The organism is Brevibacterium sp. FAM 27836, from assembly GCF_051351055.1.
GTDB lineage: Bacteria > Actinomycetota > Actinomycetes > Actinomycetales > Brevibacteriaceae > Brevibacterium.
This window is the reverse complement of sequence record NZ_CP195711.1, coordinates 1232628-1248391: the sequence shown is the minus strand read 5'-3', so window position 1 is coordinate 1248391 and position 15764 is coordinate 1232628. Positions and strand designations below refer to the sequence as shown.

Sequence of the window (15764 nt, the reverse complement as noted above, 5' to 3'; positions counted from 1 at the left end):
CAGCCCTGATGAGGACGACAAGGGACCCTGTGTCAGGACGTGTGGAATGCAACCAATTCTTAATGTACGCAGGGTTAATTCTGCACGAATCCTGTTAACTCCAATAGTACAATCGGTAAGTCGACAGGGACTCCGCGAGCCTCGATACGGTACATGTCACCGGAGAGGAAATCGCAGAGTCCGGCCAAGGAACCCGGATGAAATGAGGACAGTGGGAAGCAATTCTGGGCCCATTCCCTCACGGACCCCAATGAGGCGCAACGGCAGAGCCATGGCGCTCTCCCTCATCGATGGTCTCGTCTTCGCGTTCCTCGTCATGGCGATGACCCTCGTGCGATATGACTTCCACACCTATCGCGTCAACGCCCCAGGCATGCTCGTCTGCTCGGCGATCGCTCTGGTCGTCTTCCTCATCGGCGGACCACTGGCGATCTATCGCGGGCGCTATCGTCGCGGATCGACCGATCAGTTCGCCGCTGTCGTCGGCACCGTCGCTCTGGGCGTCGGGCTCATGTGGGTCGCCGAATTCGCCTTCTCCACACGTCTGCTCATCCCGACCAGCGTCCCCATCGCCGCGGGCGCCCTGATGATCGTGGTCAAGAGCCTGGAAAACTGGGTGCGTCGCAATCTGCGCCAGCGCAGACTCACGACCTCGGGCTCATCACGGCCGACCCTGATCGTCGGCGCCGGCAATCAGGGGACCCTCGCCCTCGACATGATCGCCCAGGACACCCGCAACGAGTTCGTCGCCGTCGGCATCCTCGACGACGATCCGGCCAAGCGGCACCTGCGCTACAACGGCATTCGCGTGCTCGGGCCGATCAGCGATATCGCGGCCCAGGTCGACCGCACCGGTGCCGGTGTCGTCATCATCGCCATCGCCGACCTGCAGCCCGAAGAACTCTCCCGGATCGCCTCGAACCTCGAATCCCGGCCGGTCGAGATCAAGATCATGCCGAAGCTCTCGGATTCCGACTACACTCGGCCCGAACCCGATTCCCACGATGTCGCCGACCTGCGTCACCGCGGCTTCCGCGATGTCAGCCTCGAAGACCTCATCGGCCGCCAACCGATCTCGACCAATATCGACGACATCGCCTCGGCGATCACGGGAAAGGTCGTCCTCGTCACCGGCGCCGGCGGATCCATCGGCTCGCAGCTGTGCCGCCAGGTCTTCCGCTTCGACCCTGCCCGACTCGTCATGACCGACCGGGACGAATCCGGTCTGCACGCCACTGAACTCGGACTCGAAGGATCCGCGCTGCTGACCAGCGACGACCTCGTCCTCGGCGATCTGCGCGATCCCGCGTTCATCGACGCCCTTGTGGCCGAAGCTCAGCCGGACATCATCTTCCATGCTGCTGCGCTCAAACATCTGACTTTCTTGGAACGCTTCCCAGAACAGGCCGTGCGCACGAATGTCGGCGCCAGCCTCGATCTGCTCGAAGCCGCGGTGGCCCACGACGTCGAATCCTTCGTCCACATCTCCACGGACAAGGCGGCCGGAGCGACCTCTGTGCTCGGGCGCACGAAGTTCTCGATCGAACGCGCTATCGCCTCCGTGGCCGAAGAGACCGGGCGCCGGTACATGTCCGTGCGGTTCGGCAACGTACTGGGCTCACGCGGTTCGGTGCTCGAGACTTTTGTGGCACAAGTTGCGGCTGGAGACCCCGTGACGGTCACTGATCCCGAAGTGACTCGGTACTTCATGACCGCCGACGAAGCCTGCGAACTCGTCCTGCAGGCGGCCGCCATCGGTGGTCCGGGGGAGACGCTGGTCCTCGACATGGGCGAACCGATCAGGATCGATGATCTCGCCCGACGGGTCATCGTGCTGTCCGGCCGATCGGATGCACAGATCGTCTACACGGGTCTGCGGCCCGGGGAGAAGCTCACAGAAGCGCTCCTGTCGCCGGGTGAGGTCGACGATCGCCCCAACCACCCGCTGATCACCCAGGTCCCGATCATCCCGATCGATCTCGAGGCGCTCAAGGCCCTCGTGGCCGAATCCCGTGATCCCCAGGTATTCACCCACCGCGAGGTGCTCGAAGCGCGACTGACGAGCCTTCTCGACTCAGAACCGCAGGGCGCCGGAGTCGACGACTGATGGACGTGCAACTGCTCGTGATCCTCGTCGTGGCCGCTGTGGTCACGGCCTTCAGCGCACTCATCGCCTTCCCGCTGCTACGCCAAGCGGGGATCGTCGACGTCCCCTCGCATCGGTCCTCACATACGCAGGCGACAGTCCGCGGTGGGGGAGTCGCCATCGGCTGCGGCATCACCGTTGCCACCGTGCTGGCTATGGTCTGGAACATCGCCGAGCATGGGGTCTTCGGACTCGGCGGCATCGTGCTGCCCATCGGCTTCCTGGTGCTCACCTGGTGCTATTCGGCGATCGGGATGAGCGACGACCTCGACTCGCTCAGGCCCGTCGGACGGTTGATCGGCCAGGTTGTGCTGGCGCTGCTGTTCAGCGCAACCATTGCGATGTTCTCCACCCAGGGAATCGCGCACGTGCTGGCCTTCGCCGTCATCGGTGTCGCCACCGTCAATGCGGTGAATTTCGTCGATGGACTCAACGGCTATGTCACGGAATGGGCCGTCGTCACCGGGGGCTGGTTCGCCTTCGTCAGTGCGTGGATCGGGGAGAAGGATGTTGCGCTCCTGGCTCTGACGCTGGCCGGCGCTGCCGTCGGGTTCCTGCCCTTCAACCTCGGTCGGGCCAGGGCCTTCCTCGGCGACACCGGAAGCTACGGAATCGGCGCGGCCGTCTTCGCGCTGGCCGTGTGGCTCTTCGTACAGGGAGTGCCGATCGTCGTCATCATCGCCCCGATGATCTTCGTCTTCTTCGATGTCGGCCTCACCCTGGTCCTCCGACTGTTCCGTGGTGAGAACATCTTCCTGCCGCACAGGGAACATATCTATCAACGCATCCAGCAGGCCGGTTGGCCGCACAGCTCGGTCTCCCTCTTCCACGCCGCCCTGAGCGTTCTCGCCTGCATTCTCGCCATTCCGACGCTGCTGAGCGGCAACACTGCGACGACGTACCCCGCCCATGTGTTCTGGGTCGTCCTCATCGCCCTCTATGCGCTTCTCCCGCTGTGGCTGAAGCGACGCGCGGAACAGGAGGCGGTGCCCGCATGAGGATCGTCCTGCTCAGCCACTATTACTACCCGGAGGTCGGGGCACCACAGCGTCGCTGGCGGATCCTCGTCGACCACCTGCGCGCGGCTGGCCACCAAGTCATCACCGTCGCACCACACCCGCACTACCCGTACCCCGATCGGGACCGCTTCTTCTCCTCCGGTGTCGGCCGCGGCCGGCGACGGGTCGATGTCAGGCTCGGCGGCACCTGGGACACCGGAGTCGATGGCGAACGCATCCTGCGAGTGCCCTATCTGCACAGTGGTTCATCGATGGCACGGCAGATGCTCGACCAGGCGGTGTCTGCGGCCGGAGCCATGTCCGCCGTCATCGATCGCCTGCGGGGGAGGATGCGCCCCGATGTCGTCATCTCGACGACCCCGGCGCTGCCGTTCCTGCTGGCAGGCGACACACTCTCGCGGCTGCTCAAGGTGCCCCATGTCGCCGAGGTGCGCGACGCGTGGCCCGATCTCATCTCGGAGATGAGCCTCGTCACCGGTGCGCTGGGCAAGTATCTGCCGAATAGACTGACGAGCACAGTCGAACACCGACTGCTGCCGGACCTGTTCACTCGAGCGCAACGTCGCGCCGCAGTCGTGGTCGTCACCACCGACGGTTTCCGGCGACGCCTCGAGCAGCGGGGCGTGACCGCCGAGGTGGTGCGCAGCGGAGTCTCCCCGGCAGAACTCGAAGGCGCCTCCGGGCTGACGGCCACCGGTGCTCTTCCGGTCATCGCCCCGTCCGTGGAGAACCTCAACGAATCTGCATCAGCGACGAGCGCGGATGACCGACATGGACTCAACCTGCTCTATGTCGGCACCGTGGGCCGGTCGCAGGACCTCAGCACCTCGATCCGTGCCCTGGCCCGCACCGAGGGGGTGCGCCTGCGCATCGTCGGCGACGGCGTCGACACGGAAGCCCTCAAGGCGGTGGCGGCAGAAGAGGACGTCCCCGTCGAATTCTTCGCCCAGCATGCCGGTGCCGAGCTCGCCGCCCACTGGGCATGGGCCGATGCGGGCCTGGTCAGCCTCAGTCCACTCGAATCCTACGAGTACACGGTCCCGTCGAAGCTCTACTCGCTCATGGCCAGGCAGATTCCGGTCCTCGGGGTTGTCGCCGGCGAAGCAGCCGACATCATCTCCAGCACCTCGGCCGGTGATGTGGCGAGCCCGGGAGACATCGACTCGGTGGCAGCAGCGATGACGTCGATGCGCCATCGCGTCGAAGGAGGCCAGACCTTCGGCCTCGAGTCCACTGCGGGAGAGGAACCCCGCGACTGGGTCATCCGTCATGCCTCTGCGGCTGCCATGGGACATGCCTACGAGCGAATCCTTGAGCAGGTGGTGTCATGAACTTGAGCTTCCTCGCTCGTCAGATCACGAACGTGGTGGCCACGACCGCCACCCATATCAATGACGACCGCATCTTCTTCGGTATGCAGTTGGCCAGGCGCCTGCCCGCTCCTGCCTCACGACTCGTCGGTCGGGCCCTCGGCCGAGCCCGCGGCGACGCCGCCCAGGCGGCATCGGCCTGGTTGTTGGGCCGAGAGTCGAAGGCGAAGACCCTCGTGGCGAACTCAGTCCACCCATCGCGTCTGCTCGGCGAGATCGCCCTCAACCTCGGCCTGCTCGATGAGGCCGAGACCATCGCCGAAGCAGTGCCCGAGGCCGCCGGACTGAGTTCACGCATCTGGTGGACCAGAGGACAGCTCGACCGCGCCATCGACGTGCTCCCCGCGGGAGCGCGCCGGAATCGGCTGAACGATGAGCGCCTCTGCCTGCAACCGGGCTGGTGGCCGCAGGTGACCGACCAGATCACGGCCCGCCCGATCGGGGCCGCTGCGGGACCGACCCAGCATCCTGCGGCTCTGCATGTGTTGACGAATTCCTTGCCGCACACCCGCTCCGGTTACGCCTATCGTTCGCACGCCATTCTCACGACGCTGCAGGGCGCCGGTCATCGCGTGGCCGCGGTGACCCGGCCGTCCTATCCCGTGACAATCGGGCGAGTGAGCTCAGGTCCGGTCGAGACCGTCGACGGAGTCGACTACCTGCGACAGATCCCGCTGCGGCCGTTGCCGACACCGACGGCTCGGCTAGGCGACCAGGCGAGTTGGATCGCTGCCCGAGCGCAGGAGCGTGGGGCCCAGATCCTCCACACGACCACGCACTACGTCAACGGGCTGGCCACCGGTGCCGCCGCCGGCAGCATCGGCCTGCCCTGGGTCTATGAGGTCCGCGGGGTGCTCGAAGAGACCTGGGCCGCCGCCGGTGCTACCCCGGAAGATCGTCAGGCACGCCGGGCGAGCCAACGCTTCGCGCTCATGCGGGCCAAAGAGATCGAGGTTGCCACGGCTGCTGATGCCGTCATCACACTGGGCGAGACCATGCGTGAGCACCTCATCTCCGGAGGCGTGCCCGCGGAGACGATCACCCTCATCCCGAACTCGGTGTCCGAATCCGTGGTCGATGCCGACACCTCACGCACTCCCGCGGAAGTGAGGTCTCAGCTCGGTCTGCCTGGGGCCGGTATCTGGGTGGGAACTGCGGCCTCGATCGTCGGCTACGAAGGCCTCGATAACCTCATCGATGCCGTCATCCTTGCCCGAGCCGAGGGCACGGATCTGCGCCTGCTCATCGCCGGCGACGGTGTCGCTCTGCCCGAACTGCGCGAACGAGCGGCTCCGCTCGGCGAGAACGCAGTCTTCACCGGACGAGTCTCACAGGCGCAGGCGATCGACTACCAGCTGGCACTGGATGCCATCGTCGTTCCGCGCAAGGACGAGCCCGTGTGCCGCTTGGTCACCCCGATCAAACCGATCGAGGCGATGGGCCTGGCGCGACCAGTCGTCGTCTCAGATCTGCCCGCCCTGCGTGAGCTCGTGCCCGAAACGGCGGGTCTGAGCGTCAGGCCCGAGGATCCTCGGGCTCTGGCCGGACTCCTCACGGACTTGGCCGACGATGACAGTGCAAGGGAGAATTACGGACAGAACGGGCGCGCACACGTCCTGGCAACACGCAGGTGGAAGGAAATCGGTCGACGATATGGGCAGGTCTACTCTCAACTCACGGGGGCTGATGCGCGATGAGTGAGACGAAGAACCCCCTCGGCCTCAGCAGCATCCCCTCGGTCTCGAGCGAAGGCCTTGTGCCCGTCGGACGACGAACGAGCCTGAGAAGTTACCTCGCCGCGCTTTGGAACCGCCGGCACTTCATCATCGCCGAATCACGGGCCAAGATGAGCGGGTCGACGAGGAAGAACCTCCTCGGCTACGGCTGGCTCTTCCTCAATCCGCTGCTTTCGGTGCTCGCGTTCTGGTTCATCTTCGGATTCATCCTCCAGTCCTCTCGCGGTATCGACAACTTCCTCGGATATCTGGTTATCGGAGTGTTCTTCTTCCAGTTCACCGGAAAGTCGATGACAGGTGGAACCGGAGCGATCCGCTCGGGAGCATCGATGATCAAAGGCTTTCAGTTCCCGCGTGCTGCGTTGCCGATCTCCGTCGTCGTGCGGAACTTCCTCGATTTCATTCCGACTGTCGTCGTTATGGTTCTCCTCATAGCGGTCATCACTCCTCCCGAAGTTGTCACTTGGAGAGTTGTCTTGGTGATCCCCGTGATCATTCTCCAGACCATCTTTAACGTCGGCCTCGCCTGCTTCTTAGCCAGAGTCGGCCATAAGATTCCGGACCTGACGAACTTCATGTCAATTGTCAGTCGCTTCTGGCTCTACGGTTCAGGCGTCTTCTTCTCCATTGAAGATCGTTTGGAAGACCACCCTGCGATTCTCGCTGCTATGCAGTTCAACCCCATGCATGCGTACTTGACACTGGTGAGGAATTCCCTGCTCTATGCGGCCGACTCTGCGCCGTGGCTGTGGTTCATGGCGATCTTCTGGGCCTTCGGGCTACTCATCGTCGGGTTCCTGTTCTTCTGGCGAGGGGAGGAAAGCTATGGCCGACTCTGAACTTGAAGAGCCCAACATCATCGCGGAGAACGTCCAGGTTCGTTATACCGTCAATACGAACGATCCGAGCCAGCGGGCCATAGGCCTCCGCCGCATCGGTCATGTCCTGCGCGGGCGCCAAGGTCAGACGACCGTACGTGCACTGCGTGGAGTCAACTTCGTCGCTCGAGAAGGAGAAATGGTCGGCATCGTGGGTGCCAACGGCTCCGGCAAGTCGACGTTCCTGCGCAATGTCGCGGGAGTCGAACAGCCTGACCGCGGTCGCATTCTCGTTCGCTATCAGCCTCTGCTCCTGGGTGTGAGTGCAGCTCTGCAACCAGCGTTGTCCGGCAGTGAGAACGTCCGCCTGGGGTGCTTGGCCATGGGACTGTCGCCCGAAGAGGCGGCCGAAGCGTTCGACTATGTCGTCGAGCTCTCCGCCCTGGGAGCGGCCATCCATCGCCCGATGGGGACTTATTCCTCTGGAATGGGCGCGCGGCTGAGGTTCGCAATCGCATTGGCTGCACGACCGAAGATCATGCTCATCGACGAAGCCTTGTCGACCGGAGATGCGACTTTCGCCGAGCGCAGCGAACGCGCAATGGACGAACTGTTGGCCGAGGCCGGCACCGTTCTCTTGGTTAACCACGCAGCAAAAGTGATTCAGGAACTGTGCACCCGAGCGGTGTGGATGCACAAGGGTGAGATCCTCATGAACGGCCCCGCAGAAGCTGTCGCGGAGAAATACCGTTGGTGGGCGTGGAACGTTGCCAAGGGCAAGGAAGACATTGCTGACAAACTCCTCCAGGATGTCGTGAGCAACGCGGTCAAAGAGGAGATCAACATCCTCGAGCCTGAGCTCATCAGGAATCCGATTCCTCGCCACGCCGCACGTCCGGTCAAGGAGACCAGGAAGGGTGCACGGCATATGAAACAGCAGAGGGAGATCGAAGAGGTCGAAGAGACTCCAGCGCCGATGCTCGCCGCTGCCGAATCACAGGTATGGCCGAAGGACTTCGATGCCGAACTGCCGAAGGCGAAGTTCCCCTCCCTGCCGAAACCCGCGTCGCAAGCAGTGAGTGCTCCCCGCATTCACGATGAACCGCCGCCGCTGCGGTTGCGCCCGAGCAAGAACCGAGTCGTTCTGCGTGCGGCCAATCCTGATGATCGGGCGTCCTCCGTCGCGGCCTCCGACGACTTCACGGGGCGTAGACTCGCCTCTCGTGCGCGGAAGATCGCCGATGAACGATATGAGAATCGCGAGCGGATCCGGCAGGCGGAGAGTTCGTCTGCAGCTCACGAGGACAGCTGGCGATGAAGATTGCGATATTCGGATCCTGCGTCAGCCGCGATACTGCCGAGTTCATCCCCGAGGCAGAGGTCGTGGCCTATGTTGCGCGCCATTCAGTCGTCAGCCTCGAGTCGCCCCACGGGACCAAAGGTACTGACCTCAGCGAACTGACTTCCGCGTTCCAGAAGCGCATGGTCACCAGTGACCTCAAAGGTACCGGGACCGCCAGAATCGTCAAGAAGGCAGTCGAGCTCGATGCTGTCCTCATCGACCTCGTCGACGAGCGTCGCGGGTTCTGGCTCTACCCTGACGGCACGACGATGACGAACTCCATCGAGGTCGAATCTTGTGGTGCGGCGCGAAACGCACGCCGCTCAGGTGCTCGTCTGATCGAATTCGGGACTGACGAACACTTCAGGATGTGGAAATCCGGATTCGACACGCTCATCGCGGGGCTCAAGGAAGCCGGCATTTGGGAAAGGACCATCCTGCTCGATATCGAATGGGCAGGCGCCGTCGACCGTGCTCGCCATCCTCAGAACGATGGGCTCTCAAAACTGGGCCGCCAATGGCGAAGGCTGCAGAGGGGGACTCGAGAAGCCGGCAGAGGGCTGACCAAAGGGCATGGTATCGCTCAGGCATGGCAGAGCCTGCGCACGGTCAAACCGACGGAGGCCGAAGACTATGCGGATCGCGCCCAGTCCGCGAACGCCGACTACGTTCGGTATCGTGAAGAGGCACGATCGCTGACGGCGTCGTCGGTGATGAGGATAAGCAGTGAAGTCCGAATCGACAAGGATCATAAGTGGGGGCCACAGCCTTTCCACTACCGAGAAGCTGACTATCAGTCGATCGTCGACAGCATTCGGTCGTGCGTGAATAAAAACGGTGGTGAGGCCCCGTGAGCAGACACCAGTGGCGCAAGGCATTGTGGCATCTGCGGCATGGCGGGATCGAAGGATTCAAAGAATTCCGTGGGAGATCGGATGCCTCGGCCGATATTGCCAACGGTGCCGATGCTGCGTCGCATTCGATCAATCGTGTCGACCACCCGACTCTGAGCGTTGTTGTTCCGTCCTTCAACGCAAGTGACTTCATTGAGCGGTGCCTGCGCAGCATTCTCGACCAGACCGATGTTGATCTCGAAGTGCTTGTCGTCGACGACGGGTCGAACGACGACACCGTACAAGCCATCGCTGACGCTGCCAAAGGCGATGAGCGAGTGACGGTATTGACCGGACCCAACCAGGGCCCCGCAGGCGCTCGCAACAGAGGTGTCGAGTCGGCCAAGGGCCGATACCTTACCTTTGCCGACGCTGATGACGAAGTGCTTCCGGGCGCCTATTCGACATTGGTTGACTCCCTGGAGCGCACAGGCTCTGATATCGCCACCGGCTCCTATATCCGTATTGGCAAGCTCGGGCGCTCACGGCCGAAACTCACTGCTCGCGTTCACGCTCGACAGCGATTGGCTGTCCGCCTTGACGATATGCCGGAGCTGTTGGAAGAACCAGTCCTGTGGAATAAGGTCTACCGACGTGACTTTTGGAGTCGTCACGTCGGTCGAATGCATGGATTCGCCAACTACGAAGACCAGCCGCCCGTTTATCGCGCGCTAGTGGCAGCAGCAGCGATCGATGTTCTCACCACTGACATCTATGCTTGGCGCCTTGCCGAAGGCCGAAACACACGCTCGCGCCGCAAGGCCAAACTGACGGATCTGCACGCCAAGCTTGAGGTCATTGAGGTCCTCCGGAGCACCTTGGAGCACGTCTCCGACCACGTTCTCAGACAGGCCTGTGCAATCTGGATGGGCACTGATCTTGCCATGCATGCGGAGTTCTTGGATACGGCACGCAAGCGATTCCGAAAAACCCTGTGCAAGGCGACGAAGGAACTCAAAAAATTGATGCCGCGGGATGCCTGGAAACTTATCCCGGCTCAAGAGCGGTTGTTCATGTGGACCGTCGCCACAGGCGACCTCGACGAAATCGAAGAGATACTCGGCACACGGGCTGAAGAGACATCAGCCGTACCACTCGAGCTCGTCGACGGACGCTGGCATGTGGCTCCTACCTATCTGAAGCGTCTGAAGACGGAGATCCCCCCTCGACTGCTCAAAGCACGGGCCGTGGACTTCAATCCCTTTGTGGTGGTGAGAAACGTCCGTTGGGTCGGCGATCGAGAGATCGAAATCCACGGTTGTGCCTATGTTCCAGGAGTGGAGCCGGAAGATACAGAGTTCAAAATCCAAGGCGTCATGGACGGTGCCACTGTATTCGATGTGGGTGTTGAGCCGCGGGGGGACAACCGAATTGACTTGGAACTCGGAGACCCATGGCGAAGCTACGCAGCGGGTGGCTTTCGGGCACGTGTGGATATCTCCGGAATCGATGACGTCTCCCCAAGAGGCATCGACCTTGTCGGGGCATTCGAAATACGGGGCACTCAACTGCACTCGCCCGCTAAGTCAACGACGACAGTCGGTATGATCGCACCCAGCCCGATACGAGACGACGAACGAGTGACAGTCGTTGCTGACGACCATGACGAACTGTCTATCCGCCCCGTAGATTTGCCAGAGTCACCGGTTCTCGTCAAGCACGTCGAACTGCAGGGCCGGAACGTCACCGCCACATTGAACAGTGATTCCGACGTCCGAGAACTGACTTTGAACACAGCAGGTCAAAGGATCCTTTTGGCGGCACAAGGTCGATCGATCTATACAGCTGCGCTTCCTGAACTCCCTGATCGGTATCGTTCGGGAGGTGAGCGGCTGTGGACGATGTCTGCAAAAACAACCGACAATCGACACGTTGCTGTCTACCACGAAGTGGTTGACTATCTACTGCCTGCCACATCCTGTGTACGACTTGAACCAAATCCCAATGGGGAAGTCCACCTGGCCCAGAGATACCAACGGGTGACCGTCACAGGCGCGACAAACGACCGAGACCGCCTCTTGATCACGGGAAGAGTCGATCCCGCGCAGAAGCTCACTGTGGTGCTCAAATCATCCGAGCAGACGATCGAGCCGGTTGAAAACGATGTCCATGCCGATGGCACATTCACCGCGGTGTATGACCTGACGACAGTGGGGCCCGAAGGCGGTCGAGTCGCTGCCCTCTCCGGTGGATACTACGTGCGGTATGGAGACTCGCCAGACATCGCACACGGCTGGGCGAGAGTCGCAGACAAGCTGGCGATACGACCAGTGGACTGCTTCACGGAGTGGACCACGCTTCGCCTGGAAGGTCGCAACGCCGGTTCCGTGGCAGTTACTGCTTCGCCGCCATGGTCGGCCCAGGAAAGGACCAAGTACGGACGTTTCAAATTACGCGAGCGGGAGTGGGGGTCTCTCACGAACGGGATCGTCTTCGAGTCCTACAACGGAAAATCAGCAAATGACAATCCCCGGGCGCTATTTGAAGCTATACGAGATGAAAGAGACGATATCCCGCTGTACTGGTCGGTGCGTGACCGCAGGGTCGATGTACCGGAAGGCGGCATTCCCGTCGTCGAAGGCACTGCCGCATGGCATAAGGCACTTGCCACCAGCAGGGTCTGGATCAATAACAACAATTTCCCGTACTACATACGAAAGCGCGACGAACAGTTTTACTTACAGACTTGGCACGGCACGCCGATCAAGAAGCTGTTATTGGATATTTCTCGTCGCAAGGTGCCTCTAAGCTACCGCCGTATCATGCGCAACGAAGTCCCTCAGTGGGATCTGCTTCTCGCGCAATCAGACGAGGCAGCGAAAATTCTACGCACGAGCTTAGGTCACGACGGCGATATCGCTGTTGGGGAACAGCCGCGAAATGTTCGACTCTTCCGTTGCCTTCAACGACAGAATGAAGTTCGAAGTCGTCTCGGCCTGGATGCTGAGGAACGTATCATCCTTTATGTGCCAACGTGGAGAAACGCGGATCGAAACGGACACCGCCTGAGCTGGCGACGGTACATCGAACCGCAGAAGCTAGCGGAGGCGACAAATGCTCGCGTGCTCGTTCGTGCACATCACGTGGCGAATGCAGAAAAACTAGATTTGCCTGGGGTCAAGGATGTCTCTGACCATCCACACGTCGAAGAGCTGATGTCAGTCACCGATGTACTCATCACCGATTACTCGTCGATCGTCTACGACTTCGATCTGACAGGCGGAACTTCAGTACACTATGTCCCGGACCGTGAAAGTTATGGAAAGGAACGAGGCACGTACCCCGATTGGTCCAAAGGACGGAACGTAGCCGAGAATTTCAATGAGCTCCTGCAACTGATCGACGACTGCTTCGCTGGTGTGCGAACGGGATCCGCGAGCGGCACGCAGCGGCCAGAAATGGGTGAACTAGTGCGACTCGTGCGGGAAAACGCAGTGAGAGGTCAGGGCAGAAACGGGTTCACCAGCATCGGGACACGTGTGTAGCTTGGCTCCACCCGCGTGAATAATCTTAAGGTTACCTATGCCGACTCGCCGACACCGAAAGGTGGACTGTGTCAAGTTGTTTCGACAGGAGAACACTATTTCCTCAAGCAGCCCGGTCGGCTGCCGATGATTCCGTCTCGGTGCGATCGAAGAACGACTCCATCGCCCGGGCAGGGACCTCATAGCCCAACGCCGAGTGACGCCTCTTCCGGTTGTAGAACACCTCGATATACTCCGCGACCGCCAGCCGTGCCCTTGCGCGAGTAGCGAATCGCTGACGATGGAACATCTCATTCTTCAACGAAGCGAAAAACGCCTCCGCGACCGCGTTGTCCCAACACACCCCAGTCCTGCCCACTGACAAGCGAACCTGCATCAATCGTGCGACTTCGGCATACTCCGCAGAGGTGTACTGGCTGCCTCGATCCGAATGCGCTATTGCGCCCTCGGCAACGTATCCGCCCTGGTAGGCGACCTTAAGAGCATCGATGATCAGACTCGTGCGCATATGCTTCGCCGTCGCCCACCCCACCACCATCCGGGTCGTGAGATCGATGACCGTGGCCAGGAACAACCACCCCTCACCCGTCTTCAGATAAGTGATGTCGCTGACCAGATGCGTCGTGGGTACCGGCGGGTTGAACTCCCGCCGCACCAGATCCGCCCTGTCCTGGGCATCGGCGGCAGGGATCGTGGTTCGCTTCGTTGCCCGGGGTTGGACACCCGCGATCCCGAGCTCGCGCATGATCGCAGCGACCAACCCCAGCGAAACGGTGATCCCTTCGGCTGCGAGATCCTTGTGGATCCGGCGAATGCCGTAGACCTTGTTCGACGCCAACCACAGGGCGTAGACCCGGTCGGCGACGATCTGGCGGCGACCACGCCTGGACTCAGGGTCCGGTTCGGTGTCCTGCCGGTTCTTCCACGCATAGTAGCCGGTGCGCTCAATTCCCAGAATCTGGGTCATCAAGGTGACGGGGAAGGCGCCTTCTTCGGTGTGGATCAGCTCGTACTTCGCGCTCACGGCTGTTCCTTCGCGAAGAAGGCCGCGGCTTTTTTCAAGAACGCGTTCTCCTGCTTCAAACGAGCGATTTCCTTGGCTATCTCGGCCGGGTCATCACTGTTGGCGTCGGGAGCGCGTCGAGCTGATCCGGAGCCGGTTCCTTCAGTGCCAGTGGCCTTCGCGACCCACCGGCCCAGCGTCGACTCGTTGATGTCGAGGTCGCGGGCGACTTCGGCTCGGGACTTCCCGAGGTCGGTGACCATCGCGACGGCGTCGGCCTTGAACTCCGAGGTGAACTCTCTGCGGGGCCGCCGCGGGGATTGGTTGGTAGTCATGTGCAGCAGTTTCCTTTCATCGGGTTCTGCTGTCTACTCAAATCATGACACCCCAAGGGAAGGGTTTCTCCGCTATTTTCGAGTCCAGAACGGTTCGAGCTTGCCCTCACAGCGAGATTTCATCAAAATCGGCTCTGCGGAATGAAGCGTGGTGACTGAGCAGTAGTCCAGTCGGTGTGTCGATGAGGGCAACGAAGGATCGGAGCCCCCATCATCGGAAGTGACGAAACAACCCACCGATGGAGACTCCGACCGTGTCCGATCCTACCTGCCCCGACCTCGCTTACCCCGCCTACTCTCAACGCGCGGACGCGCTCGTGGGACTGGACGGTTTCCACGTGCTCAGCGTCGAAGACACAAGGATCGGCATCCGTATCCATATCGAAACTGATGTCACTATGACCGGCTGTCCAGCCTGCGGCGTCGTCGCGAAGCTTCATCACCGCCGCCGGCACACCGTCCACGACATCCCCGGCCAACGCGGCCCGGTCGAACTCGTGTGGCACAAGAGAATCTGGCGCTGCTGGGAGGCCTTGTGCCCGCGAACAACGTGGTCCGAGGGCAGTGACCAGATCGCGGTCCGCGCGAAGGTCACCCTCCGTGTCGGGGATTGGGTCGCCGATCGGCTCCAATACGATGACGCGCACGTGGCAGCACTGGCCCGCCGACTCGGAGTCGATTGGCACACCTGCTGGGCGGCAGCGAAACCCGTCCTTGAGACCCGCACCAGGGCACCGGAGCGGCTCGAGAACGTCACAGCGCTCGGCGTCGACGAGCATGTGTGGCGACATGTCGGCCCGCAGAAACCGCGGATGCTCACCGGAATGGTCGATATCAGCCGCGATAAGAAAGGGCACGTCAATGCGAGGCTCCTCGACGTGGTGCCCGGCAGGTCCGGCCCGGTCTACTCGAACTGGTTGAAAGCTCAGACGCCGCAGTTCCGGGCGGGGGTCAAGCACACGACTCTGGATGCGTTTCGCGGATACAGGAACGCGATCACTGACCAGTTGGGGCACACGGTCACGATCCTCGATGCTTTCCACGTCGTCAAACTCGGCATCGAAGCCCTCGACGAGACCAGGCGGCGAGTACAGAACGCGACGACAGGGCATCGGGGTCGCAAGGATGACCCGCTGTACACAATTCGGCGACTGCTCACGACGGGAGCTGAGCACTTGCGGGAGGGGATGCTTGAGCGCATCGATGGCAAGCTGCGGGCTGGGGATCCGGACTGTGAGGTCACGATCGCCTGGGACTGCTATCAGAGCCTACGCCGGGTCTATCAGGCAGAGTCGAGTGAGAAGGGGGCCCGATTGTTCGAGGGTCTGGTCGTGAAGTTCGGGTCCTGTCCAGTTCCCGAGGTAAATCGGCTCGTGAGGACGTTGAAGCGGTGGCGGAAGGAGATCCTCGCGTATTTCTCAACAGGTGGTGCATCCAATGGTCCTGTCGAAGCGGTCAACAACTTGATCGAGAAGACGCGACGAGTCGCTCATGGGTTTCGCAACTTCGAGAACTATCGGTTGAGGATCCTCACCGTAGCGTCGGGGTTGAAGAGAAACCTACCAACGAGTCACCACACTTGATTCCGAAGAGCCGACAAAGTGGTGCGCCGGTTAA

10 protein-coding genes are annotated in these 15764 nt (G+C 61.6%); 9 read left to right on the top strand and 1 reads right to left on the bottom strand.

Features of this window, described 5'->3' with window-relative positions; genetic code table 11:
• Positions 1 to 250 precede the first annotated feature (250 nt).
• From ACSE4D_RS05745 to ACSE4D_RS05710, 8 genes are read left to right on the top strand one after another with little or no spacing between them, the layout of a single operon-like run.
• Positions 251 to 2107 carry a polysaccharide biosynthesis protein gene (locus ACSE4D_RS05745; RefSeq protein WP_436326753.1) on the top strand — a complete coding sequence of 619 codons (1857 nt, stop codon included), beginning with the start codon at positions 251 to 253 and terminating at the stop codon, positions 2105 to 2107.
• Positions 2107 to 3144 carry an MraY family glycosyltransferase gene (locus ACSE4D_RS05740; protein WP_135542654.1) on the top strand — a complete coding sequence of 346 codons (1038 nt, stop codon included), beginning with the start codon at positions 2107 to 2109 and terminating at the stop codon, positions 3142 to 3144. The genes ACSE4D_RS05745 and ACSE4D_RS05740 overlap by 1 nt, the downstream gene beginning before the upstream one ends.
• Positions 3141 to 4496 (top strand): glycosyltransferase family 4 protein, encoded by a 1356-nt coding sequence (locus ACSE4D_RS05735; RefSeq protein ID WP_436326752.1) that lies wholly within the window; start codon positions 3141 to 3143, stop codon positions 4494 to 4496. The genes ACSE4D_RS05740 and ACSE4D_RS05735 overlap by 4 nt, the downstream gene beginning before the upstream one ends.
• Positions 4493 to 6232: a glycosyltransferase family 4 protein gene (locus ACSE4D_RS05730; RefSeq protein WP_436326751.1), complete on the top strand. Its 1740-nt coding sequence runs from the start codon at positions 4493 to 4495 to the stop codon at positions 6230 to 6232. Before ACSE4D_RS05735 ends, ACSE4D_RS05730 begins: the two co-directional genes overlap by 4 nt.
• A complete protein-coding gene (locus tag ACSE4D_RS05725; RefSeq protein ID WP_436326750.1) occupies positions 6229 to 7110 on the top strand; it encodes an ABC transporter permease in 882 nt (293 codons plus the stop codon). The genes ACSE4D_RS05730 and ACSE4D_RS05725 overlap by 4 nt, the downstream gene beginning before the upstream one ends.
• A complete protein-coding gene (locus ACSE4D_RS05720) occupies positions 7097 to 8407 on the top strand; it encodes an ABC transporter ATP-binding protein (protein WP_436326749.1) in 1311 nt (436 codons plus the stop codon). Before ACSE4D_RS05725 ends, ACSE4D_RS05720 begins: the two co-directional genes overlap by 14 nt.
• Complete coding sequence (locus tag ACSE4D_RS05715) at positions 8404 to 9285, top strand: DUF6270 domain-containing protein (RefSeq protein WP_436326748.1); 882 nt, start codon at positions 8404 to 8406, stop codon at positions 9283 to 9285. Before ACSE4D_RS05720 ends, ACSE4D_RS05715 begins: the two co-directional genes overlap by 4 nt.
• Positions 9282 to 12809, top strand: a complete 3528-nt coding sequence (locus tag ACSE4D_RS05710; RefSeq protein ID WP_436326747.1) for a bifunctional glycosyltransferase/CDP-glycerol:glycerophosphate glycerophosphotransferase — start codon at positions 9282 to 9284, stop codon at positions 12807 to 12809. Before ACSE4D_RS05715 ends, ACSE4D_RS05710 begins: the two co-directional genes overlap by 4 nt.
• Before the next feature lie 103 nt (positions 12810 to 12912).
• Here ACSE4D_RS05710 and ACSE4D_RS05705 read toward each other — a convergent pair.
• A protein-coding gene (locus tag ACSE4D_RS05705; protein WP_436326746.1) for an IS3 family transposase occupies positions 12913 to 14147 on the bottom strand; the annotation gives its coding sequence in 2 pieces (ribosomal slippage) (positions 12913 to 13862 and positions 13862 to 14147; 1236 coding nt in all).
• Between the two features lie 254 nt (positions 14148 to 14401).
• On the opposite strand from ACSE4D_RS05705, the gene ACSE4D_RS05700 reads away from it, so the two are divergent.
• Positions 14402 to 15730, top strand: a complete 1329-nt coding sequence (locus ACSE4D_RS05700) for an ISL3 family transposase (RefSeq protein WP_240688887.1) — start codon at positions 14402 to 14404, stop codon at positions 15728 to 15730.
• Positions 15731 to 15764 lie beyond the last annotated feature (34 nt).